The organism is Heliomicrobium modesticaldum Ice1 (assembly GCF_000019165.1).
GTDB classification, from domain to species: Bacteria; Bacillota; Desulfitobacteriia; order Heliobacteriales; family Heliobacteriaceae; genus Heliomicrobium; species Heliomicrobium modesticaldum.
The window spans coordinates 1,098,991-1,122,500 of record NC_010337.2 but is presented as its reverse complement, the minus strand read 5'-3'; the positions used below and the strand labels follow the sequence as shown (position 1 = coordinate 1,122,500).

General features: G+C 56.9%; 20 protein-coding genes (1 of these 20 running past the window's edge). 8 read left to right on the top strand and 12 right to left on the bottom strand.

The window, feature by feature from the left end:
- The 5 genes from HM1_RS04980 to gyrA all read right to left on the bottom strand — a co-directional run.
- Positions 1 to 816: the 5' portion of an ABC transporter permease gene (locus HM1_RS04980; protein ID WP_012282210.1), read on the bottom strand. The gene continues 378 nt to the left of window position 1, outside the view; only the first 816 of its 1,194 coding nucleotides appear in the window; the start codon lies at positions 814 to 816; its stop codon lies off the left edge, out of view.
- Positions 798 to 1,442, bottom strand: coding sequence for an ATP-binding cassette domain-containing protein (locus HM1_RS04975; RefSeq protein ID WP_012282209.1), 645 nt, complete (start codon positions 1,440 to 1,442; stop codon positions 798 to 800). The genes HM1_RS04980 and HM1_RS04975 overlap by 19 nt, the downstream gene beginning before the upstream one ends.
- A gap of 17 nt (positions 1,443 to 1,459) precedes the next feature.
- Positions 1,460 to 2,617 (bottom strand): HlyD family secretion protein, encoded by a 1,158-nt coding sequence (locus HM1_RS04970; RefSeq protein WP_012282208.1) that lies wholly within the window; start codon positions 2,615 to 2,617, stop codon positions 1,460 to 1,462.
- Positions 2,618 to 2,794: 177 nt separating this feature from the next.
- Positions 2,795 to 3,382, bottom strand: a complete 588-nt coding sequence (locus HM1_RS04965; RefSeq protein WP_012282207.1) for a TetR/AcrR family transcriptional regulator — start codon at positions 3,380 to 3,382, stop codon at positions 2,795 to 2,797.
- Positions 3,383 to 3,481: 99 nt separating this feature from the next.
- Positions 3,482 to 5,920 carry a DNA gyrase subunit A gene (gene gyrA / locus HM1_RS04960; RefSeq protein ID WP_012282206.1) on the bottom strand — a complete coding sequence of 813 codons (2,439 nt, stop codon included), beginning with the start codon at positions 5,918 to 5,920 and terminating at the stop codon, positions 3,482 to 3,484.
- 427 nt (positions 5,921 to 6,347) lie between these two features.
- On the opposite strand from gyrA, the gene HM1_RS04955 reads away from it, so the two are divergent.
- The 7 genes from HM1_RS04955 (at position 6,348) to HM1_RS04925 (ending at position 13,286) form a co-directional block, all read left to right on the top strand.
- Positions 6,348 to 7,592 carry an ABC transporter substrate-binding protein gene (locus tag HM1_RS04955; protein ID WP_012282205.1) on the top strand — a complete coding sequence of 415 codons (1,245 nt, stop codon included), beginning with the start codon at positions 6,348 to 6,350 and terminating at the stop codon, positions 7,590 to 7,592.
- A 300-nt stretch (positions 7,593 to 7,892) separates the two neighbouring features.
- Complete coding sequence (locus tag HM1_RS04950; RefSeq protein ID WP_012282204.1) at positions 7,893 to 9,137, top strand: ABC transporter substrate-binding protein; 1,245 nt, start codon at positions 7,893 to 7,895, stop codon at positions 9,135 to 9,137.
- A 100-nt stretch (positions 9,138 to 9,237) separates the two neighbouring features.
- The gene (locus HM1_RS04945) at positions 9,238 to 10,119 is read left to right on the top strand and encodes a branched-chain amino acid ABC transporter permease (RefSeq protein WP_012282203.1); all 882 of its coding nucleotides are present in this window, start codon (positions 9,238 to 9,240) and stop codon (positions 10,117 to 10,119) included.
- A gap of 4 nt (positions 10,120 to 10,123) precedes the next feature.
- Positions 10,124 to 11,080: a branched-chain amino acid ABC transporter permease gene (locus HM1_RS04940; RefSeq protein WP_012282202.1), complete on the top strand. Its 957-nt coding sequence runs from the start codon at positions 10,124 to 10,126 to the stop codon at positions 11,078 to 11,080.
- A complete protein-coding gene (locus HM1_RS04935) occupies positions 11,067 to 11,819 on the top strand; it encodes an ABC transporter ATP-binding protein (RefSeq protein WP_012282201.1) in 753 nt (250 codons plus the stop codon). The genes HM1_RS04940 and HM1_RS04935 overlap by 14 nt, the downstream gene beginning before the upstream one ends.
- Positions 11,816 to 12,532: an ABC transporter ATP-binding protein gene (locus HM1_RS04930; protein WP_012282200.1), complete on the top strand. Its 717-nt coding sequence runs from the start codon at positions 11,816 to 11,818 to the stop codon at positions 12,530 to 12,532. The genes HM1_RS04935 and HM1_RS04930 overlap by 4 nt, the downstream gene beginning before the upstream one ends.
- A gap of 112 nt (positions 12,533 to 12,644) precedes the next feature.
- Positions 12,645 to 13,286: a nitroreductase family protein gene (locus tag HM1_RS04925; protein WP_012282199.1), complete on the top strand. Its 642-nt coding sequence runs from the start codon at positions 12,645 to 12,647 to the stop codon at positions 13,284 to 13,286.
- Positions 13,287 to 13,434: 148 nt separating this feature from the next.
- On the opposite strand, the gene HM1_RS04920 is transcribed toward HM1_RS04925, so the two are convergent.
- The 7 genes from HM1_RS04920 to HM1_RS04890 all read right to left on the bottom strand — a co-directional run bounded on the left by HM1_RS04920 (position 13,435) and on the right by HM1_RS04890 (position 21,439).
- Positions 13,435 to 15,492 (bottom strand): (Fe-S)-binding protein, encoded by a 2,058-nt coding sequence (locus HM1_RS04920; RefSeq protein ID WP_012282198.1) that lies wholly within the window; start codon positions 15,490 to 15,492, stop codon positions 13,435 to 13,437.
- On the bottom strand, positions 15,489 to 16,454 hold the full coding sequence (locus tag HM1_RS04915) for an electron transfer flavoprotein subunit alpha/FixB family protein (RefSeq protein WP_041313358.1): 966 nt from the start codon (positions 16,452 to 16,454) through the stop codon (positions 15,489 to 15,491). The genes HM1_RS04920 and HM1_RS04915 overlap by 4 nt, the downstream gene beginning before the upstream one ends.
- Before the next feature lie 58 nt (positions 16,455 to 16,512).
- The gene (locus HM1_RS04910) at positions 16,513 to 17,277 is read right to left on the bottom strand and encodes an electron transfer flavoprotein subunit beta/FixA family protein (RefSeq protein ID WP_012282196.1); all 765 of its coding nucleotides are present in this window, start codon (positions 17,275 to 17,277) and stop codon (positions 16,513 to 16,515) included.
- 16 nt (positions 17,278 to 17,293) lie between these two features.
- A complete protein-coding gene (locus HM1_RS04905) occupies positions 17,294 to 18,076 on the bottom strand; it encodes an enoyl-CoA hydratase-related protein (protein WP_012282195.1) in 783 nt (260 codons plus the stop codon).
- 87 nt (positions 18,077 to 18,163) lie between these two features.
- Positions 18,164 to 19,306: an acyl-CoA dehydrogenase gene (locus HM1_RS04900; RefSeq protein WP_012282194.1), complete on the bottom strand. Its 1,143-nt coding sequence runs from the start codon at positions 19,304 to 19,306 to the stop codon at positions 18,164 to 18,166.
- Between the two features lie 76 nt (positions 19,307 to 19,382).
- Entirely contained in the window at positions 19,383 to 20,234 is an 852-nt protein-coding gene (locus tag HM1_RS04895) for a 3-hydroxybutyryl-CoA dehydrogenase (RefSeq protein WP_012282193.1), read from the bottom strand.
- A 26-nt stretch (positions 20,235 to 20,260) separates the two neighbouring features.
- Entirely contained in the window at positions 20,261 to 21,439 is a 1,179-nt protein-coding gene (locus tag HM1_RS04890) for an acetyl-CoA C-acetyltransferase (protein WP_041314714.1), read from the bottom strand.
- 376 nt (positions 21,440 to 21,815) lie between these two features.
- On the opposite strand from HM1_RS04890, the gene HM1_RS04885 reads away from it, so the two are divergent.
- Positions 21,816 to 23,438: an AMP-binding protein gene (locus HM1_RS04885; RefSeq protein ID WP_041314711.1), complete on the top strand. Its 1,623-nt coding sequence runs from the start codon at positions 21,816 to 21,818 to the stop codon at positions 23,436 to 23,438.
- The last annotated feature ends 72 nt before the right edge of the window (positions 23,439 to 23,510 follow it).

Sequence of the window (23,510 nt, the reverse complement as noted above, 5' to 3'; positions counted from 1 at the left end):
ACCAAGGATGCTGATGTCGGTCAATTGGTTGGACAAAAGGAGCATAAAAAAGGTGTTGAACAGGCAAATCACAAAGTAGGGCACAGCCTTGCCCAGGACAACCGCTGTGACCGGCATCCGGGCGGCGACGAGGATCATATTGGTTCCCCGCTCTTTTTCCCGGCAGAAGGCGCCCGACATGGTCATCAGCATTACCTGCTGCAAGACAGTCGCCACCAAACCGAAGATCAGAAAGATGCGATAATTGTAGGCAGGGTTGTAGCCAACGCGGATGGTGGCGTTGATCGGCTGAAGCATCGCTTTCGCCTTCGCAGGAACGATCCCATTCGCTTCCATCATACGCAGGGTTACGCCGGCTGACACAGTCTGAAGAACGCTAGTCGTCCCCTTGGTGGCCGCGTTGGCGATGAGCATATTGGTGCCATCGATCAGGGTGAGCACCTGGGTGGAACGTCCGTCTTTGACATCGCCGTTTAGGTTTTCCGGGATGATGACGGCCACATCGCTCTCCCCATTCTGAATGCGCTGCTCCGCCTCTTCGACCGTGTCGACAAGCCCCTGGTAGCGAAAGAGTTCCGATTGGCCGTACATGTTGATGATCTCCCGGCTCAAGGGGCTCTGGTCCTCGTCGACGATAACAAGATTCATCTCAGTGACCCGCTGGCCATCGTAGAGATAAGCGAAAAGGCTGAAGGTGACCAGGGGCGCCAGCAGGATCAGAAAGAAGGTACGCCGGTCTCGGAAGATATGGGTGAATTCCTTGGCGGCCATCAGCAGGAGTAACTCCGACAATTGCCTTACCCGTGTCGGTTGCATCCGAGTTCCCCCTTTGCTTTACCGAGGTCAATCTGCCGGTGACAACGGCCCACCTCGTCACGGTTATGGCTGAGAAAAACGATGGAGCGCACCGGATGGACCTGGGAAGCGCAACTCTCGGCGAGAACTTGCCAAAAGCGCGCCCGGTCATATGAGGGCATCTCCCGCGTCGCCTCATCGAGGATGATCAATTCCGGATCGACAGACAAAAAAGCAGCGAGTTGCAAAAACATCTTTTCCGTAAAAGAGAGGGCGGCTGCGCGCGTCCGACGGACTGCTTCGAGATGACAAAAGGTCAGGAGATCGCTGATGCGCCCCTCGATCTCCTGATCAGAGATGGAAAAAGCGCCGGCGACAAAGCGGATATTTTCCTCCACCGTCAGATCGCCGTAGAGGAAAAAACGTTCCGGCACAAAGCCGACTCGCCGGCAATGGAGGCGCACCTCACCGGAGAGCGGTCGGGCAAGTCCTGTCATGACTTGAAAGAGAGACCAGCGGATATCGCCGTCCGGAAGATAGATGCCGGTCAAGCCGTCGCTTTCAATGGTGAAGGAGATATCCTGCAACAGGGGGCGGTTCGGACGTCCGATCGCCACGTTTTTTAATTCGAGCATTGTCATTGCCATCGGCTGTTCCACCGCCTTTACCGGCTCGAACCGGTCGATCCCGCCGGCAGATAGACCTTGGCCGTCATCCCCTGCTTGAGCACACCGTCGGGATTGGGCAGTTCCACCTTGATGCCGAAGGTCTTGCGTTCAAAATCGCCCATGTCATGGCTGGCTTTTTTCGTGGCAAAATCGGCACTGGCGCTGACCCAGGTGAGCTTGCCGGTCAATCGGTTTTCGATGCCCTCTACAGAGACTTCGATCTCCTGACCTAATTGTAATTGGGCTACCTTGTCTTCCGGCACGTTAGCCTTCACCCAAACCGTATCGATATCGACGACAGTGACGATAGGCAAACCGGCGGCGACCATCTCGCCAGCCTGGACGAGCTTCGCTGTGACAACGCCCTTCTGCGGTGCCCGGATCACCGTATTGTCCACCATCGCTTGGGCGGCCTCAACGGCGGCCTGAGCCTGATCTGTCGCCGCCGCCTTCAAGGATACCTGGCTGCGGGAAGCGATGGCCAGTTGCAGTGCCGCCGCCGCCTGTTCCACCTGGGCCTTCGCGCCATCGATCTCCTCGGGCCGGGCGCCTGCTTCAACGAGAGACAGTTTTTCTTTGGCCATCTTCAACGTGGCCAAAGCGACATCGGCAGCCGACTGGGCGTCGTCGCGCTGTTTCGCCGATGCGGCGCCGTTGGCAAAAAGCTTCTCTGTCCGTTCCGCATTCAGCTTGGCATTGTCGTAGGCGACCTGGGCCTGGTCAACGGCGGCCCGCGCCTGTTCGATCTCCTGGGGGCGGGCGCCCTTTTTCAGCGCATCCAATTTAGCCTGGGCAGCGTCCAGGGCGGCCTTAGCCTGTGCCACCTGGCCGTCGACGGTATCAGCAGTGAGGGTATGACCGATCTGGGCCTGGGCGAGGGCCGCCTTGGCCTGATTTAACTGCTCTACCAGCTCGCGGCTCTCCAAGCGAGCGATGATCTGACCTGCCTCGACGCGATCGCCCTCTTTGACAAGGACCTCCTGCACCCGTCCGGCAACCTTAGAGGCGACGCTAAACTCGACTCCTTCTACATAGCCGGTCAAGGGCTGTCCCGCCCGGACCTTTGACCGAGACGCCCAGGGGAAGGCGGTAAAACCGATAGCCGTGAGCAGCACTGCGCCGATGGCGATGGCAGCCGTCAGCTTCTTATTCATCAACTCTCACTCCATTATGTACTGACCAGTCAGTTTAATCTACTGTTTGATTATAGAACTTTTATCTTCAGGGCGTCAACAGAGAAAGGTCTATCTTGATAAAACGAAAGGAAACAAAGAGACCGGCTGGCTTTATGTCCAGGCGATCCCTTCACTGACGAACCGATTGAGCGTGGATTACAGGCTCGTTTCTTTTTCTCCACAGATCCTTGCGCCGTTCAGATACTGTTGAAAGATAAAATTCCCAAGTTGTTCACAATCCATGGCGTCACCGTCGAGAATGACGCGCAGGGAGATGACAGAGATGAGCCCAAAGAGCCCGGTGGCGGAGAGCTCCGCCGGCATGGGGCGCAATTGACCTCTTTCCATCCCGGCCTGGATGATGGCGGCCAGCTGACTGTAGAAGTTGCGGAGGATTTGACGGAACTGGACTTGCCGTTCCCGGTTGAACCAGACGCCCATCAGCAGCATTTGGCAGAAATCGCGGTTCTGGTCAAAAAAGCGAACCAGTCCATAGATCGCCCGGCGTAATTGTTCTGCCGGGTCGTCACAGCCGGCGACCGCCTCATGGACATACTTGGAGAGGCGTTCCAGCCCTTCCTCCATCAAAAAAGCGATCAGATCCTCCTTACCATCGAAATGATAGTACAAGGTACCTTTAGCCACGCCGGACCGCTCAGCCACCTCATCCATTGTGGCGCGATCAAAGCCTTTTTCGGCAAAGATATCGACGGCGCCCTGAAAAATCTGCTCCACCTTGCGCATGGGCGTTCCCTCTTCCCCCCCGGTGTGCCTCATCCTACTGCCCGATTGGCTTGCCCCCGGCAGCTCCATTGAGCGACTTAAAGGCAAGGGCTTTTCCGTCTACTCTTCATCCTCTTCCCGCATGGCTACCCGGGCGAGGGCGACCACCTTGTCGTTGGCGTTCATCCGCATGATGCTCACGCCCTGGGTGACGCGGCTGAGGACGTTGATCTCATCGACGTTCAGGCGGATGATGACACCCTCGGCGGAGATGACCATGAGCTCGTCGCCGGGACGGACCACCTTGATGCCGGCCATCAAGCCCGTCTTGTTGGTAAGACGCATGGCCAGGATGCCCTTGCCGCCCCGATTTTGCTTGCGGTATTCTGAGAGAGGGGTGCGTTTGCCCATGCCGAGTTCGGTGATCATCAGCAACTCATCGTCATCCTTGACTGCATCAAGAGCGACGACAAAATCACCTTGGGTCAGTTCGATCCCTTTGACGCCGCGAGCCGTCCGGCCCATCTCGCGCACATTCGTCTCATTGAAGCGGACTGCCATGCCGTTGCGGGTCGCCAGCAGGATATCGCTCTTTCCGTCGGTGAGCTTGACGCCGATCAGTTCGTCGCCCTCATCAAGGGTCAAAGCGATCAATCCTTCTTTGCGCACCGTGTCATAGTGCTGAAGGGAAGTCTTCTTGACGATGCCGCTGCGGGTCGCCGTGAAGAGGTACTGGTCGGCAGCAAATTCCTTAACAGGAATGACGGCGTTGACCTTTTCATCGCCGGTGATCGCCAACAGGTTGACGATGGCTGTCCCCTTAGCCGTCCGCGACGCCTCAGGGATCTCGTGGGTCTTCAAGCGGTAGACCTTGCCCCGGTCGGTGAAGAAAAGCAGCGTATGATGGGTGGTGGTGACGAAGAGGTGCTCGACGAAGTCATCCTCTTTCGTCCCCATCCCGGTGACGCCCCGGCCGCCCCGGCGCTGGGCCTTGTATGTATTGACCGGCAGGCGTTTAATGTAGCCGTTGTGGGTGATGGTGATGACAGCGTCTTCTTCGGCGATCAGGTCTTCCACATCGATGTCGGCGCCGCTGCTGGTGATCTCAGTGCGGCGGGGATCGGCGAATTTTTCTTTGATCTCGGAGATCTCTTTTTTGATGATGTCCAGGACCATCTTCTCCGAATGGAGGACAGCGCGATAATAGGCGATGCTCGATAACAGCTCCTGGTACTCGTTCTCGATTTTTTCCCGCTCCAGACCGGCCAGGCGTTTGAGGCGCATGTCCAAAATGGCCTGGGCCTGCTTCTCGCTGAGATTGAATTCTCCCATCAAGATGGGACGGGCTTCATCCTCGTCCCGGGAGGTGCGGATGATCTCGATGATGCGGTCGATGTTGTCAATGGCGATGCGCAAGCCTTCAAGGATGTGAGCGCGGGCCTCGGCCTTCTCCAGGTCGTAGCGAGTCCGGCGGACGATGACGTCTTTCTGGTGCTCCAAATAGTAGTAGAGCATGTCGCGCAGATTGAGCACCTTGGGCACACCGTCGACGAGGGCCAGCATGATGACGCCAAAGGTCTCCTGCATCTGGGTATATTTGAAGAGCTGGTTGAGGACGATCTGCGGGTTGACGTCGCGGCGCAGTTCGATGACGATCTGCATGCCCCGACGATCAGATTCGTCGCGCAAATCAGTGATGCCATCAACCCGCTTGTCCCGAACCAGTTCGGCGATACGCTCCAGGAGCTTCGACTTATTCACCTGGTAGGGAATCTCATGGACGAGGATGCGCATCTTGTTACCGTTCATCTTTTCAATGCGAGCCTTGGCGCGCATGATGATGGAGCCGCGGCCTGTTGTGTAGGCCTGGCGGATGCCCTCCCGTCCCATGATCAGAGCGCCGGTGGGGAAGTCGGGGCCCTTGACAACCCGCATCAGATCTTCCACGGTCGCCTTCGGATTTTCGATCATCATGATGACAGCGTCGATGATCTCCGCCAGATTGTGAGGCGGAATGTTAGTGGCCATGCCGACGGCGATGCCCGAGGAGCCGTTTAAGAGCAGATTGGGCACCCGTGACGGCAAGACAGTCGGTTCCTCCCGCTTGTCGTCATAGTTGGGTTTGAAGTCGACGGTGTTTTTATCGATATCAGCCAGGATGTAGCTCGTGATCTTGGCCATGCGCAATTCCGTGTACCGCATGGCCGCCGCCGGGTCGCCGTCGATGGAGCCGAAGTTGCCATGGCCGTCGATCAGCATGTAGCGTGTGGAAAAATCCTGGGCCAAACGTACCGTGGCGTCATAGATGGCCGAATCGCCGTGAGGGTGGTAGCGGCCCATGACGTCGCCGACGAGACCAGCCGACTTGCTGTAGGGCTTGTCCGGCGCCCTGCCCGTCTCGTAGAGGGTATAAAGAATCCGACGATGAACAGGCTTCAACCCGTCCCGCACGTCAGGCAGCGCACGGGAGACGATGACGCTCATCGAGTAGTCGAGGAAGGATTTTTTCATCTCCTCTTCAAGTTTGATGGGGACGACTTTTCCGACCATATCTGACATCGGAGTGTTCACCTCATGTCCTATTCCGTACCAAGTCCGCTTATGCGATGCTCATCTTTACTATTATAACCAATCTTGTCGCACCTTTCAAAGGTTGCCTGCAACACGGAATGGCGAGCTGTAAATTTTTCTACGCAACCAGAAGGACTCCTTGGAAAAGGGTCGAACATAACCCTTCTGGACAAAACATTCTCTCCTTGAAGGATGGGATCGGGACTTCAAGATAAAAGGCTTTACAAAGCGCCGAATCGTTGGCACAGGCGCAACCGAAGCATATTCGAACCTCATCGGTGAAGTTGAGGTTTGCATTTACTGATAATTCAAAAAAATTATCCCTTTTTGTACCTATAGGCTTTCAACTTAACCGCCAAAGCAACAATACAAATCAATACAAAAACAATACAATCAGAAAAGGAAGGTCGCACAGATGATTTCGTTGAACAAGCGCTCTGTCGCCCGCATGATCGGCGGAATGTCCATCCTGTCCCTTTTGACGGCAACGATGCTTGCCGGTTGCGGTGGTGGGAGCAGTCCAACGGCCAAAACCGGTAGCGGTTCGGCCGGCACCAATTCCGACAATGTGCTCAAGATCGGCGTCCTCGTCGACAAAACGGGTAAAGGCGCCGACTGGGGAAAAAAGAGTGAGATCGCTGCCAGAATCGCCGTCGACGAGATCAACGGGGCCGGTGGCATCAACGGCGCCAAGATCGAACTGATTGTCAAAGACACAGGCGGGAAAAACGAGGAAGCCGTCAACCTGACGCGCATCCTCGCCGATGAAGGCGTGGCCGCCATCGTGGGACCCTTTTTCAGCGGTGAATGCGAGGTGGCCTTTCCCCAGGCCAATAAACTGAACGTCCCCATCATCTCCCCCTCCTCGGCAAAAGCCGGCGTCTCCGAAAAGAACCGCCCCTGGGCTTTCCGCAACAGCATGACCGACGACAAACTGCTCCGTGACGCGACACCGCTTTTTGTCAAAGCCTACAACGTCAAGACGGTGGCCGTGATCTATGACGAGAAGGATGCCTTATCCAAGGCACTCGGCACGACCGATCTCCCCCGCGAGTTCAAGGCCGCCGGTGTGAACATCGTCAACGAGGGCAACTACCTGACCTACAAGACCGGAGAGACCAATTTCGCCGCCATCGTCACCCAGATCAAGGCGATGAACCCCGACGCCATCGCCTTCGGCGGTCTCTACAACGAAGCGGCCAGTTTCGCCAAGGAGATGGAGCGCCAGGGCCTCAAAAAACCGGTTCTCGGCGGCAATAGCATGTATTCGGCGGCGCTGATCCAGCAAGGCGGCAAGGCGGTCGAGGACTTTGTCGCCACCTCCTGCTTTAACGTCTATGCCGATAATCCTCGGGTAAAGTCTTTCGTCGATAAGTTCAAGCCGGAGGCCGCCAAGATCACCCCTGCCGATGACCTGCCTGGCACCGTTGAGGCCCAGTTCTATGAGACCTTCTATATGATCAGCGATATCCTCAAAAAAGCGAACAAAAACGGCAACACCCCTGTCACCGATCTGCGCAACACCATCAAAGATGGCCTGACCAACCTCAAAGACTTTGAGGGACTCACCGGCAAAACCAGCATCGACGACAAGGGCGACGGCATCAAGGCCAGCTACCCCATGGTCATCAAGAACGGCAAATATGAACTGTTGAAGTAACCAAGGGTTGACATTCGCACAGGGGGAACGTCGCTACCTCGCAGGGTTTCGGCGTTCCCCTTTCCATTTCATGAAGTTGAAAGGGGATCCGAGTATGCAGCACCACGCTTTTGGGGACGAAAAGGCTATCGGCTATTATAAAATTTTTCTGCGCTGCCAGAAGGAATAATGGAGACAAGGTCGAATATAGTTTTTCTGAATTTACTGATAATTCATAAAATTACGAAAAGGAGGTGGCTGGTTTTTTTACGTTAACATCTTGACCCGAAAAAAAACAATCAGGAAAGGAAGGTCGCACAGATGATTTCGTTGAACAAGCGTTCTTTCGCCCGCATGATCGGCGGAATGTCCATCCTGTCCCTTTTGACGGCAACGATGCTTGCCGGTTGCGGTGGTGGGAGCAGTTCAACGGCCAAAACTGGTGGCGGTTCAGCCGGCAGCAGTTCCGGCAATGTGGTCAAGATCGGCGCCCTCGTCGACAAGTCGGGGAAAGGCGCCGACTGGGGAAAGAAGAATGAGATCGCCGCCAGAATCGCCGTCGACGAGATCAACGCGGCCGGTGGCATCAACGGCGCCAAGATCGAACTGGTCGTCAAAGACACAGGCGGGAAAAACGAGGATGCCGTCAACCTGACGCGCACCCTCGCCGATGAAGGCGTGGCCGCCATCGTGGGACCCTTTTTCAGCGGTGAATGCGAGGTGGCCTTTCCCCAGGCCAACAAACTGGGTGTCCCCATCATCTCCCCTTCCTCGGCAAAAGCCGGCGTCTCCGAAAAGAACCGCCCTTGGGCTTTCCGCAACAGCATGACCGACGACAAACTGCTCCGTGACGCGACACCGCTTTTTGTCAAAGCCTACAACGTCAAGACGGTAGCCGTGATCCATGACGAGAAGGACGCCTGGTCCAAGGCGGTCGGCTCGACCGATCTCCCCCGCGAGTTCAAGGCCGCCGGTGTGAACATCGTCAACGAGGGCAACTACCTGACCTACAAGACCGGTGAGACCAATTTCGCCGCCATCGTCACCCAGATCAAGACGATGAATCCCGACGCCATCGCCTTCGGCGGTCTCTACAACGAAGCGGCCAGTTTCGCCAAGGAGATGGAGCGCCAGGGCCTCAAAAAACCGGTTCTCGGCGGCGTGGGCATGTATTCGGCGGCGCTGATCCAGCAAGGCGGCAAGGCGGTCGAGGACTTTGTCGCCACCTCCTGCTTTAACGTCTATGCCGATAATCCTCGGGTAAAGTCTTTCGTCGATAAGTTCAAGCCGGAGGCCGCCAAGATCACCCCTGCCGATGACCTGCCTGGCAGCTTTGAGGCCCAGTTCTATGAGACCTTCTATATGATCAGCAATGTCCTCAAAAAAGCGAACAAAAACGGCAGCACCCCTGTCGCCGATCTGCGCAACACCATCAAAGATGGCCTGGCCAACCTCAAAGACTTTGAGGGACTCACCGGCAAAACCAGCATCGACGACAAGGGCGACGGCATCAAGGCCAGCTACCCCATGGTCGTCAAAAACGGCAAATATGAAGTGTTGAAGTAACCGGAGGTTGACTGTCAGCTGCAAAAGGGGAACGTCGCCACCTCGCAGGGTTCCGGCGTTCCCCTTTCCATTTCATGAAGTTGAAAGGAGGGAATAGGGCGTGCTTCTGCTCCAGCAGATCATAAATGGCGTTATGCAGGGCAGCATCTATGCCCTCGTCGCTATCGGTTACTCCCTGGTCTTCGGCCTGTTGAACCTGCTCAACCTGGCCCATGGGGAGTTGTTCATGCTGTCCGGTTTTATCGGGCTCTTCCTGATGACCTACTTTGACCTTCCTCTGTGGCTCTCGCTCCCCCTGACGATGCTCTCTGCCGGCGCTATCGGCGTCGCTGTTGAAGCGCTTTGTTTTCGCCCCATCAAAAAGGAGTACCACCTGGCGCCCATCGTCAGCACCATCGCTTTCGGCTCGGTAATGGTCAACAGCATGGTCAACCTGGTCGGTTCAGAACCGCAGGTCTTCCCTTCCCACGTTGACATCCCGGACATCGCTCTCGGCGGCCTGCTGATCAGCGGTTCTCAAATGGTCAGTTTCGTCATCGCTGCCACCTTGATGGTCTTCCTCTCCTACATCGTAGAAAAAACGAAACTCGGTCGGGGAATCCGGGCGATGGCAGAAAATGAAAAAGCTGCCCAGATCCTCGGTGTCGATGTGCGCAAGACGGTCATGATCACCTTCTTCATCTCCGCTGCGCTGGCCGGCATTGCCGGCATCTTGGTGGGGTTGCGCTTCGGCAAGCTGAGCCCCTTCATCGGCGCCACCATCGGCCTGAAGGCGCTGGCTGTCATGGTCATCGGCGGTCTTGGCAACATCTACGGCGCCATGCTGGCCGGCATCCTCCTGGGTGTCTTGGAAGCGGCTACTGTTGTCATCCCCGGTCTTTCTCCCTATGTGGATGCCGTCATCTGGGGATTCCTCGTCTTTATCCTGCTCTTTAAGCCGACAGGCCTCTTGGGCACACGAGTCCAGACAGAAAGGGTGTGATCGGATGGAAGAATCTGTGCTTATCTTTGCCGGTGTCAATATCATCCTGGCCGTCAGCCTCTATATCACTCTTTCCACCGGTCAGATTTCCCTCGGCCATGGCGCCTTCATGGCCATCGGCGCCTACGTCGCTTCTGTCATGACCGTCAATTTTGGAGTGCACCTCTATATTGCCATGATGGGCGCCGCCATAGCCAGCGGCCTCGTCGGCATTGCCGTCGGTTTCCCTGCGCTGCGGGTGAAAGGCATCTATCTGGCCATCGGCACATTGGGCCTTTGTGAAGTCGTAGAAGTCTTTTTTCACAAGTTTGAATACACCGGCGCGGCTTCCGGTTTCAGCGGCATGAGCGGCACCACCGTTCCCCTCGTCTGGGCTGTGGCGGCGCTCTGTATCCTCTTTTGCTGGCAACTCAGCCGTTCCCGCATGGGCTGGGCCTTCAAAGCCGTCAAGGAAGATGAAGTGGCTGCCCAAACAATGGGTCTCAACATCACCTACCTGAAGGTGTCTGCTTTCGGCATGAGCGCCGCCATGGCTGGCCTCGGCGGCGCCCTCTATGCCCACTATATCTTCTTCATCGATCCCGCCGCCTTCGGCTACCACACCTCTTTGTTGATCCTCTTCTACGTCATCTTTGGCGGCGCTGAGACCTTTTGGGGCGCCGCGCTAGGCGCTTTAATCCTGACGGTGCTCCCTACGTTCATCCGGGGGCTAGAAGAATGGCGCTTTACCGTTTACGGCCTGCTGATCATGGCCATGATGGCGATCCGCCCCCAGGGCCTGATCTCTCCGGAGACAATCCTTTGGTTGAAAAAAAGCTTTTCTCGTTCCGACAGCGCCAAGGGCGCTTCACTGGTCCTGTCCCATACCGGCTCTGCCTCAGCAGCCCCTCCTGTGTCTTCCGAAACATCAAAAACGGCATCCAACAAACCTGAGGGAGGATGCGGCCATGCTGATCGTTGATGAAGTGCATAAGAGCTTTGGCGGATTGAACGTCATTCACGAAGTCACCTTTCAGGTACCGGACGGGGTGATCTTCAGCCTCATCGGTCCCAATGGCGCTGGAAAAACAACCCTATTCAACATGATCACCGGCATCTACCCCATCGACCGCGGTCACATCTCCTACCAGGGGACGATGCTCAATGAACTGAGTCCCCATGGGATCACGCGCTTGGGCATCGCCCGCACCTTTCAGAACATTCGCCTCTTCCCCCATATGACCGTGCTGGAGAACGTGCGCGTCGGCCAGAGCCTGCTCATCGGCGCCGGGTTGCGCAGCCTGATCCCCGGCTACCAACGCCAGAAAGAAAAAGATCTGTTGGCAGAAGCGGAACGGCTGCTCGAACTGCTCCACCTGGAAGACAAAAAAGATCGCTATGCCGCCGAACTCTCCTACGGTGACCAGCGGCGGCTGGAGATCGCCCGAGCGATGGCCACAGGCGCAAAGCTGCTCCTGCTCGATGAGCCGGCTGCCGGCCTAAACCCCGAAGAAAGCCAAGAACTGAACCGGATCATCCTGAAAATCCGCGACGAGGGGCATACGATCCTGCTCATCGAACATGACATGTCGGTCGTCATGAAGATCTCCGACCGGGTCGCCGTGATCAACTTCGGCGAAAAGATCGCTGAAGGGACGCCGGCGGAGGTGCAGCAAAACCCGCTCGTCCTCGAAGCCTACCTGGGAAAGGATGACGAATGATGGAGACGATCATCAAGGTGTCCAACCTGTCTGTGTCTTACGGTCCTATCCAGGCGCTGCGGGGAATCGACATAGAAGTCCGCCAGGGAGAAACGGTGACCCTGATCGGCGCCAACGGCGCTGGAAAGACGACATTGCTGCAGACGCTGTCTGGCCTTTTGAAGCCGAGGGAGGGGACAATTGAGCTCTTTGGCGAAAATATCGGACGGAAACCGCCTCATGAGCGGGTGAAGATGGGGCTGATCCACGTTCCCGAGGGCCGGGCTATCCTGGGTCGCATGTCTGTTGAAGACAACCTGCTCATGGGCGCCTACTGCCGCGATGATGAGAAGGAGATTCAGGAGGATATGGAGAAGATCTACAATCTCTTCCCGATCCTGCGAGAGCATGCCCGCTTGCCGGCTCGAACCCTTTCCGGCGGGCAGCAACAGATGCTGGCCATCGGGCGCGGCCTGATGGCTCGGCCGAAGGTGATGATGCTGGACGAACCCTCCCTAGGACTGGCGCCCATCGTCATCGGCGAGATTTTCTCGATCATCCGCTCCCTTCGTGAGCGCGGGATCACCGTACTGCTGGTGGAGCAGAATGCCAAACAGGCCCTTAAGGTTGCCGATCGCGGCTATGTGCTGGAGAACGGCCGGATCACCCACGCCGATACAGGCATCAATCTTCTCCACAGCGAGGAAGTCCTCAAAGCCTACTTGGGGGCTTAAACAGTTCAGAGAAATCCCCTTCGCAGCCAGTGAGGGAAGATAGCGCTTCACAAGCAGGGAGCAGAGCAGGCATGGGAAAGGGATAGAAAAAAGGCAGAGGGGGAGCCAACCGATGGAGCTGTGGTCAGCCATTGAAGAAAGAAGAAGCATCCGCAAATATAAGCCGGAAGAGCCTTCTTTAGCGGTGCTGCAAAAGGTCATCGCGGCAGGGCTTTGGGCGCCGTCGAACATGAATGTGCAGCCTTGGCATTTCGTCATCGTCCGCGGAGAAAAGCGGGCAGAACTGCTGGAGGTGATCCGCCGCTCCGGCCAGGCGATCCTGCCTAAGTTGGAACGGATCTTTGCCGATAAGCCCAAGGTGATCAAGTTTACGCTAGACTTTTTTCAAGACCTGGGCAAAGCGCCGATTCTCATCTTCTGCTACGGTCCAGAAGCCTGTGCGCCGCCGTCGGGCGATCTGACCCTGTCAGAGCGGCGAGTGGCCAACTTCGAGTACGCCACCAACCTGCAGAGCGTGGCTGCAGCGATCCAAAATATACTGCTCGCCGCCCACGCAGAAGGTCTGGGAACGTGCTGGATGACTGGACCGCTCCATGTGGCTGATGAGGTGAATGAGCGCCTCGGCATCTCCGGCAAGGAACTGGTTGCCGTGATCACCCTCGGCTATCCCGATCAGTCGCCGCCAAAGCCGCCACGCAAGCCGGGACGGGTAGAATGGCTCGGCTTTGACGTCTGTGATCCCGCGAAAGCATAGGTTTTTTTCATCACTCCTCCTTTTCCTTATCTCCCATTACTCAAGATCTGAGATCAAAGCGGAAGGCGATGCCTTTGCATCGCCTTCCGCTCTCTATTTGATTGAATGCTTCAGTCTCATGCATACTTCGGTCTTGCTGAAATAAGGCCTAGAGACTTCGTTCCAGCAGCTCCACCAGGTCGAGCGTCTGCACCCGTTCTTCCGCCTCCCGGGCTTTGCAGCCGTCCGTCAGCATAGTCAAGCAGTAGGGGCAAGCCGAGCAGATCACTTCCGCCCCTGTTTGCAGCGCTTCGTCAGTGCGGTTTTCATTGATGCGGCTGCCCAGGTGTTCTTCCATCCACATGCGGCCGCCGCCAGCGCCACAGCAGAAGGACTTTTCCAGACTGCGCGGCATCTCCGCCACCTTGATCCCGCCGATGGCGGTAAGGACGTTGCGAGGCGGCCCATAGATCTCATTATAGCGGCCTAAGTAACAGGAGTCATGAAAGGTGACCGTCATATCGACAGGCTTGGTCGGTTTCAGTTTTCCTTCCCGTACCAGTTGCTCCAACAGCACCGTGTGATGGATCACGTCAAAATTTCCGCCAAATTGAGGGTATTCGTTTTTGATGGTGTTGTAGCAGTGCGGGCAGGCGGTGATGATCTTGCTGACCTTCAACTCTTTCCAAGTCTCCACATTGGTCATGGCCATCTCCTGGTAGAGATACTCATTGCCCATCCGGCGAGCCGTTTCGCCGCAGCACCACTCATCGCCGCCTAAAATGGCGAAGGATAGACCGGCCCGTTGCAACAGGCGAGCAAGGGACAAGGTCACCTTGCGGGCGCGATCGTCAAAAGAGCCGGCACAACCTACATAGAAGAGGTATTCCGCCTCCGGCGCTTCGTCCAAGGTGGGCACTCCCAGACCCTCTGCCCATTCGCCGCGTCGTCCCTTAGGCAAGCCCCAAGGATTTCCTTGTTTTTCCATGTTGTTAAAAGTCCGTTGCACATCCTCAGGAAAGTCGCTCTCCGTCAGGACCATGTAGCGGCGCATCTCTACCAGTTTAGGGATATGCTCATTGCTGACCGGGCAAGCCTCCATGCAGCCCCGGCAGGTGGTGCAGCTCCAAAAGAAATCTTCGCTGAAGATCTCACCGGTCACTTTTTTCTCCATAATCGCCTGCTCGCCCTCGGTGAGGACGCCCTCGGCTGCCGCTGCAACCTCTTCAGCGCCTGCCCTTCCTTGCCCAACGCCCTTGGCAGCCGACCTTTGCTTATGAATCTTGTCCAACAAGGGGCCTTTTTCGTCGATATGGCTGCGCAACGTCACATGAAGCGCCTTCGGGTTGAGCGGTTTCCCTGTCTGATAGGCAGGACACTGATCGGTGCAGCGACCGCACTGGACACAGGTGTAGGCGTCAAAAAGCTCTTTCCAAGTGAAGTCCTCCATTTTGACCGCACCATAGGATTCTACCGACTCGTCTTCAAAGTCGACCTTGCGCAAAGCCCCTTTTGGCTCCAAAGACTTCCAGTAAACATTTAGAGGTGCAAAGAGGAGATGCAGATGTTTGGATCGGGGAATCAGGACGGCAAAAGCGAACATGGTGATAAAGTGCAGCCACCAGAAGAACCAAAAAGCCTTTTCTGCCTGCTCCGGTTCATAGCCGGCAAAGAGTTTGGACGCCAAGGCGGCCACCGGCGCATAGGCCATTTTTTCGACGCCTTCACCCGCCACAAACTGAGCGCCATGCGATAGGGCTTCACTGGTGACGATGATCAGGATAAAGGCCAGGATCAGAAAAGCCTCGCCGCTGTTTTCCAAGCGCTCCGGCTTAAAGACGGTCCGCCGCAAAAGGCTGCCGATGACGCCGACAGCGACGAGCACAAGAAAGAGATCTTTGATCCACAGATAGGCGGGGTTGTCTCCCACCCCGGGAAGGGGGTGGGAGAAAAACCCTTCGACCACCATATTGACCACGCCGAGGCCGAGGACGAGAAATCCCCACATGATCAACAGGTGCAGACCACCGGAAATCGGATCGTGCAGCACCTTTTTTTGCCCCAATACATGAGTGAACACCGCATGTAACCGCTCATTGGAACGATCCCAGCGATCTTCCGCCTTGCCAAACTGGGTGTAGCGATAGCGGCGGCTGATCTCATAGTAGGTGTAACCGCCGACGACTGCGAGGAGGCCGCAAAAAGCCGCTGCGTTGATTCCGTTCATCCTGCCTGCTCCACGTTCCGAAGGCGCTTACACTCCGCTGTCAGCAAGGGAATCACCTCAAAAAGGTCGCCTACGATGCCATAGTCAGCCACTTTGAAGATGTTGGCCTCCGGGTCTTTGTTGATGGCGACGATCACCTTGGATCCGCTCATCCCGGCCAGGTGTTGGATCGCTCCGGAGATGCCGGCAGCGATGTAGAGCGTCGGAGAGACGGTTTTCCCAGTCTGCCCCACCTGGTCTTGATGAGGACGCCAACCGGCGTCGACGGCGGCCCGAGATGCGCCGACGGCAGCGCCCAACACATCGGCCAGTTCTTCAAGGATGCGGAAGTTTTCTCCACTCTTCATCGCCCGCCCGCCCGAAACGATGATGTCGGCTTCTGTCAGTTCCGGACGGCTGGAAACCTGACGGACCACTTCACGAACGAGGACCCGCAAGTCATCTGAGGTGAGCGATACTTCTGCCTTTTCCACGACAGCCGTTCCCCCTGTCGCTTCGGCGACGGGGAAGACATTAGGCCGCACCGTCACGATCAGCGGGTAGGCAGCAGGGCTGACTTTTTGAAAGGCCTTGCCGGCATAAATGGGGCGGATGAAGTTCCCCTCCACATAGTCGATGACGTCGCTGATCTGGCCGGCGCCGACCCGTTGGGCCACCCGAGGTGCCAGATCTAAACCAGTGGCTGTGTTGCCGATCAAGACGATTTCCGGTTGTTCCCGTTTGATCCCTTCGGCCAGCACACGGGCGTACTTGGCCGTCGTATAGGTCTTCAAATCAGCCTGCTCGGCCACAATCACCTTGCTCACGCCGTAGTTGCCTAGTTCCGCTGCTAAGGCTGAGACGCCATCTCCGATTAAGAAGGCCTCTACCTCGCCCAACCGGCGGGCCAGGTTGATCATTTCAAGACTGATTTTTTTCAGTTTTTGGTCCTGTATTTCCGGTACGACCCAGACCTTTGCCATGCCCAAGGTTCCTCCCTTATTTTTGTTCTTTTTTATGCCTTCGCCCTGCAGCGCGCCGTTAGATCACCTTAGCTTCTTCCCGCAAGGCGCTCACTAAGGCTTGCACAGCCGAAGCGGGATCGTCTTTGAAGATCTTGCCGGCCGCCTTGGCTTGAGGAAGGAAGGTCTCGAGAACCTTCACCTTTGCCGTCGCGCCCGCCGGCAGCAGGCTGCTGGCCGAAACCGTCTTCAGTTCTTTTTTCTTCGCTTGCATGATCCCTTTCATGTTGGGGTAACGAGGATCATTGAGGCCACGCTGGGCGGTAACCAGCGCCGGCAGGGGCGCTTCGATGACCTCGCTGCCGCCGTCGATCTCCCGCCATGCGATCGCTTTGCCGCCTTCGATTTGGAGCTTCGTCACTACATTGAGTTGCGGCAGGTTCAACTGTTCGGCCACGCGGACGGCGACCTGGGCTGAACCGTCATCGATCGCCCGCCAGCCGCCGATCACCAGATCAAAGCCCCCTTCTTGAATGACTGTGGCTAAGGCGGTGGCTACGATGGCTTCATCGACAGCAAGGCCTTCCATATCGACGCGCACTGCCCGATCGGCCCCCATGGCCAGCGCCTTGCGCAGCGCCTCCTGTACCTTTCCATCGCCAGCGGAAATGACGACCACTTCACCCTGACCGGCCTTTTCCTTGATCCGCAGGGCTTCTTCCACAGCCAGCTCATCATAGGGGTTGATGATGTAGGTGACCCCTTCCGGCACGACAGCGCCATCTTTGACAACGATCCGATCTTCCGTATCAAAGGTCTGTTTGAGCAATACAGCAATTTTCACCTTTTATTAACCTCCTCTATCTGCCTTGAAAATTTGCTTTGCGTTTTTGCAAGAAGGCGGCCATGCCTTCTTTTTGGTCTGCCGTGGCGAATCCTGCCGCAAACAGTTCCCTTTCATAGGCAAGGGCCCGCTTCAGATCCATGTTGCTGCCTTCCCGCAACGCCGCTTTAGAGGCGATGACAGAGAGGGGGCCGGCGGCGGCGATGCGCCCGGCGATGGCTTTCGCCTCATCCATCAGCGCTTCGGCGGCAACCACCTTGTTGACCAAGCCGATGCGCAGCGCTTCATCGCTGCCGATCATGTCGCCGCTGTACAACAACTGCGCGGCCATGCCGCGGCCGACAAGGCGAGGCAGCCGCTGGGTGCCGCCAAAGCCGGCGATGACGCCAAGGGAAACCTCCGGCTGGCCGAAGCGGGCATTTTGGGCGGCGATGCGAAAATCACAGGCCATGGCCAGCTCACAGCCGCCTCCCAGCGCATAGCCATTGACCGCAGCGATCACCGGCTGGGGCAGTTCCTCAATTCGGTTGAAAACCTGCTGGCCCAATCGAGAGAAGGCCCTCGCCTCAGCGATGCCATAAGCGCTCATCTCGGCGATGTCGGCGCCGGCGACAAAGCTTTTCTCTCCAGCGCCGGTGACGATGACGACGGCGATCTCCCGCATTTCGGCAATAGCGGCAAAGGCTTGGTCCAACTCCTGCAACACTGCCTTGTTCAGCGCATTGAGCACTTTGGGGCGGTTGATCGTCACAACGGCGATAGCGCCAGAAGATTCGTAAATCAGGTTTTGAAACTCCATCAGCGCCGTTCCTTTCTCCGTGGAAAAATATTCCTACATTGCAATTCCTACATCATGTCCTTATACCGACCGCTCAGCATGTCAGCATCAGCGAAGCAGATGCCGGGCGATGACCATCTGTTGGACCTGATTGGTTCCCTCGTAGATCTGGGTCACCTTGGCATCGCGCATATACCGTTCCACCGGGTATTCCCGTGTGTAGCCGTATCCGCCCAGCAATTGAACACAATCAGAGGTCACCCGCATGGCCGTGTCGGTGGCAAATTTTTTGGCCATCGCTGCTTCTTTGCCATGGGGCTTGCCCATGGTTTTCAGCCAAGCCGCCCGGTAGACGAGCAGGCGGGCGGCATCGACCTCCGTCGCCAAATCAGCGACCATCCACTGGATGCCCTGGTTTGCTGCAATCGGGCGCCCGAACTGTTCACGCTGCCGAATGTAGCGAAGGGCATACTCGAGAGCGCCCTCGGCGATGCCCAGACCCTGGGCAGCAATGGCGATCCGGCCGCCGTCGAGGAGTTGCATGGCCACCTTAAAGCCTTGTCCCACATCGCCGAGGACGTTCTCTTTCGGCACCAGGGCGTTGTCGAAGTGAAGCTCACAGGTGACCGAGCCGTTAAGCCCCATCTTCTCGACAGGCCGTGACACCGTCATGCCCGGCGTATCTCTCTCGACAATCAGGCAGGTGATCCCCTCTGCACCGCGGCTGGCCGGATCGGTGCGCACGAAGGTGATGAAAAGGCCTGCCTCGCTGGCGTTGGTGATGAAGACCTTATTGCCGTTCAACCGCCAATATTCGCCTTCATCAGAGGCCATCAAGGTGAGACTGGCCGCGTCAGAGCCGGCGTTCGGCTCTGTCAGCGCATAGGCGCCGATAATCTCACCAGCCGCCAGGGGTGCCAGGTACTTTTCCCGCTGAGCTTCGGTACCGAAGCAAGCGATGCTGGTGCATGCAAGGCCTGTATGGACGGCCACGATCACCGCTGTCGAGGCGCAGACTTTGGCCAGTTCTTCGATCATCAGCACATAGGACAGATAATCGCCGCCAGAACCGCCGTATTCTTCGGGAATGGTCAATCCCAGCAGCCCCAGTTCGCCCATCTTGGCGATCGTCTCGCGAGGAAAGCGATGCTCCCGATCGACTCCCTCTGCGGCGGCAGCCACTTCGTTGCGGGTAAACTTGCGTACCATCTCCAAAAACAGCTCTTGTTCCTCATTCAACGTAAAATCCATAAGGTCGCTCCGTCACCCTTTCTTATCTGACGTGCCGACTCGACAACCGGCTCAGCCTTGCGCCGCCTTTTCGTGATCAGCCGTATCGGTAAAAACCGCGTCCCGATTTGCGCCCGAGCCAACCGGCTTTGACATACTGGCGAAGCAGCGGGCAGGGACGGTACTTGGGATCGCCATAGCCCGCTTGAAGGACTTCCAAAATGGCCAGCACCGTATCGAGTCCGATCAGGTCGGCCAAGGCCAGAGGGCCCATAGGATGATTCATGCCCAGCTTCATGATCATATCAATGTCTTCAGCCGTGGCTACCCCTTCGTAGAGGCACCAGACGGCCTCATTGATCATCACCTGCAGCACCCGGTTGGAGATGAAACCTGGTACATCGCGGCAGGTAGCGGGCGTCTTGCCGAGATGGCGACTCAGCGCTTCGATGGTCTCGTAGGTTTCGTCCGATGTGGCTAAGCCGCGAATGATCTCCACCAATTTCATCAGCGGCACCGGATTCATAAAGTGCATGCCGATCACCTGTTCTGGCCGGCTGGTGACGGCAGCGATCTCAGTGATCGGCAGTGAAGACGTGTTGGAAGCGAGGATGGCATCGGCAGGAGCAAGGCGGTCCAGTTCCCGGAAGATGTTGGCCTTCACGTTCATATTCTCCACGACCGCTTCAATAGCGATTTGACAATCGGCCGCAGCAGCCATATCGTCGCAAGGCTGCAGTCGTCCCAGTGTGGCCTCCATTTCTTCGGCAGAAAGCTTACCTTTTTCGACAAACTTGGCAAGACTTTTTTGGATCCCTTGCAGCCCTCTTTGGACCGCTTCTTTGTTGACGTCATGGAGAATGGTGGTGAAACCGGATTGAGCAGCCACTTGGGCAATGCCGCTGCCCATCTGTCCGGCGCCGATGACCATGATAGTTTTTATTTCCATTTACTTCATCCTTTCTGAAGTCAGAATCAATCGACACGCACCATGAGCGCATCCCCTTGGGCAGCGCCGCTGCAGATCGCTGCCATGCCGATGCCGCCGCCTTTCCGGCGCAAGCTGTGAATGAGGGTGGCGATGATGCGGGCGCCGCTGGCGCCGATGGGGTGGCCGAAGGCGACAGCGCCGCCGTTGATATTGACTTTTTCCAGGTCAAAGCCGGCCACTTTCTGGCTGACGAGAACAACGGCGGCAAAGGCCTCATTGACCTCAAAGAGGTCAACCTGATCCAGTCTTTTTCCCGTCTTGGCCAGCAGACGGTTGATGGCGTGACCCGGTGCGGCGGCAAGCTCCCTCGCTTCGAGGGCCACTTCTGTATGGCCGATTAAGGTGGCCAGAGGACGAATTCCTAGTGACTCCGCTTTTTCCCGGCTCATCAAGAGGAGCGCGCCGGCGCCGTCGTTGACGCTAGGCGCGTTGCCGGCTGTGATCGTCCCCTGGGGATCGAAGATGGGCGCCAATTTCGCCAATCCCTCTCGGGTGGTGGGCCGAGGCTGCTCATCTTGACTGACCACCGTCGGCGCACCTTTTTTCTGAGGTACCGTCACCGGCACGATCTCCTCTGCCATGTAACCGCCGGCGATGGCGGCCGCCGCCCGTTCTTGGCTGCGCAAAGCCCATTCATCCTGCTCTTCGCGGCTGACGCCATACTCACGGGCCATGTCAGCACCGTGCAGAGCCATATGGCGGTTGTAAAAGGGACACCAGAGCCCGTCATGAACCATCAAGTCGACAGCCTCGAAGTTGAACATGCGCTGTCCCCAGCGTGCCGCCGGGAGGAAATAAGGCGCTTGGCTCATGCTCTCCATGCCGCCGGCGACTGCTGCCTCGATCTCGCCTGCGGCGATCATCCGCGCAGCCAAGGCGACAGCGATCATGCCGCTGGCGCAGACCTTATTGACCGTCAAAGAAGGCGTCTCCCAAGGAATACCTGCCAAGCGTGCCGCCTGGCGGGATGGGATCTGACCGGCGCCGCCTTGGAGCACCTGTCCCATGGTGACATACTCCACCATCTCCGGTTCGACACCGCCTTGCCGCAAGGCGCCCTGAATGGCAGCAGCACCCAGGTCGACGGCCTTCAAGGAAGCCATAGCACCGCCGAACTTGCCAAAGGGCGTCCGGACTGCGCTGACAAATACCACTTCACGCAACAAAACCACTCCTCATTCTCTACGGTCGCCGGCAAAGGAACCGCGCAGTTACGTAATAGCTACGCAAAAAAAAGCAAAAATCCTGCTCGATTATTCTAAAAAATCTCTTTATTTAGAAAAATTAAATTGTTGTAATAATAATAAATTGATTTTTTAATTGTACTTTGTGTTCTTTTTCTCAATATGGGTTTTTTGATTAAGAATTTTTTTATTATTCCGATTATTTTTGCAGGAAGATGGTCCTTTATGGAGAAGGGATATTCCTGCCTGAGTTATAGCGGCACATCTTCAATCGCCAGACAAGACAAGGGCCTTTGATCACTCGGGCAACCATTTCGCGCAGGAGGAGGTATCTGCATTGCCCGACTCGTTCAACATGACCAACTACGAACAGACCTTTGCCGAGTTTCAATGGGAAGTCCCCGAATCGTACAACTTTGCCCGTGATGTCATCGACCGTTGGGCCCTAGACCCGGACCGACTCGCCCTGTGGTGGGTCGACGACTACGGGAATGAAGACAAGAAAACCTTCCGTGAATTGAGCGATGCTTCGCAACGCCTTTGCAACGTTCTTCGTGAGCAGGGAATCGGCAAAGGCGATGTGGTCGTCGTTATCCTTCCACGCCTCGTCGAATGGTGGGTCATCAACATCGCTTGCCTGCGCATGGGCGCTGTGATCAGTCCGGGAACAATGCAATTGACAGCTAAAGATATCCGATTCCGCCTGCAGATGGCAGATGCTCGTTGTATCATCACCACTGACGCCATTGCTGAGCGGGTCGATGAAATTTATGGAGAGTGTCCGACCTTGCAAAGCCGCATTCTCATCGGCGGCGAACGAGCAGGCTGGCTTCGTTATCATGAAGCCATGGCAACGGCATCGGACAGCTTTCCCACTGTTGACACAGCGGCCGATGACAGCGCCATCCTCTACTTCACCTCTGGCACGACAGGCTATCCTAAGATGACCCTCCACACCCATACAAGCTACCCCATCGGCCACACGGTGACAGGCCGCTACTGGCTTGACCTGCGTTCAGAAGACCTGCACTGGAATCTGAGCGATACAGGCTGGGCAAAAGCCGCCTGGAGCAGCTTTTTTGGGCCCTGGATCTGCGGTGCTGCCATTTTTGTCCATCACAGCGACCGTTTCGATCCGAAGAGAACTTTGGAACTTCTCGATCAGTACCCCATCACCACCTTCTGCGGCGCGCCCACCATCTACCGCATGCTGGTGTTGGAAGATCTGAAACAGTATCGCTTCTCTCGCCTGCGCCACTGTGTCGGCGCCGGAGAACCGCTCAATCCCGAGGTGATCGACATCTGGAAGGAGGCCACCGGCCTCACCATCCGCGACGGCTACGGCCAGACCGAATCGGTTCTCCTCGTCGGCAGCTTCCCTTGCTTGGAGCCGCGCATCGGTTCCATGGGCAAGCCGGCGCCTGGTTTTGACGTGCAGGTCATCGACGATGAGGGCAATATCCTGCCGCCGAACAAGGAAGGCGACATTGCCGTCCGCGTCAAGCCGAAACGTCCCGTCGGGCTTTTCAAAGAATACTGGCGCGATCCGGAAAAGACCGCTTCCGTTTTTCGCGGCGACTGGTATCTTACAGGCGACCGGGCCTATCGCGACGAAGATGGCTATTTCTGGTTTGTCGGCCGGGCTGACGACGTGATCCTCTCGGCTGGCTACCGAATCGGTCCTTTTGAGGTGGAGAGCGCCCTCTTAGAGCATGAGGCAGTCGCCGAGTCGGCAGTCGTCTCCAGCCCGGACGAGATCCGAGGCGAGGTGGTCAAGGCCTTTGTCGTGCTCCGCCCCGGATTCATGCCTTCTGATGATTTGGCCGATGAGTTAAAGGAGCACGTCAAAAAAGTGACGGCTCCCTACAAGTATCCCCGCCTGATCGAATTCACACCTTCCCTGCCCAAGACCGTCTCCGGCAAGATCCGCCGTGTCGAACTGCGCAACCGCGAATGGCAGGATCACCGCAAGGCCTGAGCAAAAACCTCAACCTGATAAAAAGGCCCCTGAGCAGCGCCACCTCACCGAGAAGCGCCTGCCAGGGGGTCT

What these genes read in the sequence shown, in the direction of transcription:
- HM1_RS04975 (WP_012282209.1), bottom strand. Translation starts at nt 1,442, where the DNA reads ATGGCAATGACAATGCTCGAATTAAAAAACGTGGCGATCGGACGTCCG.
- HM1_RS04970 (WP_012282208.1), bottom strand. Translation starts at nt 2,617, where the DNA reads ATGAATAAGAAGCTGACGGCTGCCATCGCCATCGGCGCAGTGCTGCTC.
- HM1_RS04965 (WP_012282207.1), bottom strand. Translation starts at nt 3,382, where the DNA reads ATGCGCAAGGTGGAGCAGATTTTTCAGGGCGCCGTCGATATCTTTGCC.
- gyrA (WP_012282206.1), bottom strand. Translation starts at nt 5,920, where the DNA reads ATGTCAGATATGGTCGGAAAAGTCGTCCCCATCAAACTTGAAGAGGAG.
- HM1_RS04955 (WP_012282205.1), top strand. Translation starts at nt 6,348, where the DNA reads ATGATTTCGTTGAACAAGCGCTCTGTCGCCCGCATGATCGGCGGAATG.
- HM1_RS04950 (WP_012282204.1), top strand. Translation starts at nt 7,893, where the DNA reads ATGATTTCGTTGAACAAGCGTTCTTTCGCCCGCATGATCGGCGGAATG.
- HM1_RS04940 (WP_012282202.1), top strand. Translation starts at nt 10,124, where the DNA reads ATGGAAGAATCTGTGCTTATCTTTGCCGGTGTCAATATCATCCTGGCC.
- HM1_RS04935 (WP_012282201.1), top strand. Translation starts at nt 11,067, where the DNA reads ATGCTGATCGTTGATGAAGTGCATAAGAGCTTTGGCGGATTGAACGTC.
- HM1_RS04930 (WP_012282200.1), top strand. Translation starts at nt 11,816, where the DNA reads ATGATGGAGACGATCATCAAGGTGTCCAACCTGTCTGTGTCTTACGGT.
- HM1_RS04925 (WP_012282199.1), top strand. Translation starts at nt 12,645, where the DNA reads ATGGAGCTGTGGTCAGCCATTGAAGAAAGAAGAAGCATCCGCAAATAT.
- HM1_RS04920 (WP_012282198.1), bottom strand. Translation starts at nt 15,492, where the DNA reads ATGAACGGAATCAACGCAGCGGCTTTTTGCGGCCTCCTCGCAGTCGTC.
- HM1_RS04915 (WP_041313358.1), bottom strand. Translation starts at nt 16,454, where the DNA reads ATGGCAAAGGTCTGGGTCGTACCGGAAATACAGGACCAAAAACTGAAA.
- HM1_RS04905 (WP_012282195.1), bottom strand. Translation starts at nt 18,076, where the DNA reads ATGGAGTTTCAAAACCTGATTTACGAATCTTCTGGCGCTATCGCCGTT.
- HM1_RS04900 (WP_012282194.1), bottom strand. Translation starts at nt 19,306, where the DNA reads ATGGATTTTACGTTGAATGAGGAACAAGAGCTGTTTTTGGAGATGGTA.
- HM1_RS04895 (WP_012282193.1), bottom strand. Translation starts at nt 20,234, where the DNA reads ATGGAAATAAAAACTATCATGGTCATCGGCGCCGGACAGATGGGCAGC.
- HM1_RS04885 (WP_041314711.1), top strand. Translation starts at nt 21,816, where the DNA reads ATGACCAACTACGAACAGACCTTTGCCGAGTTTCAATGGGAAGTCCCC.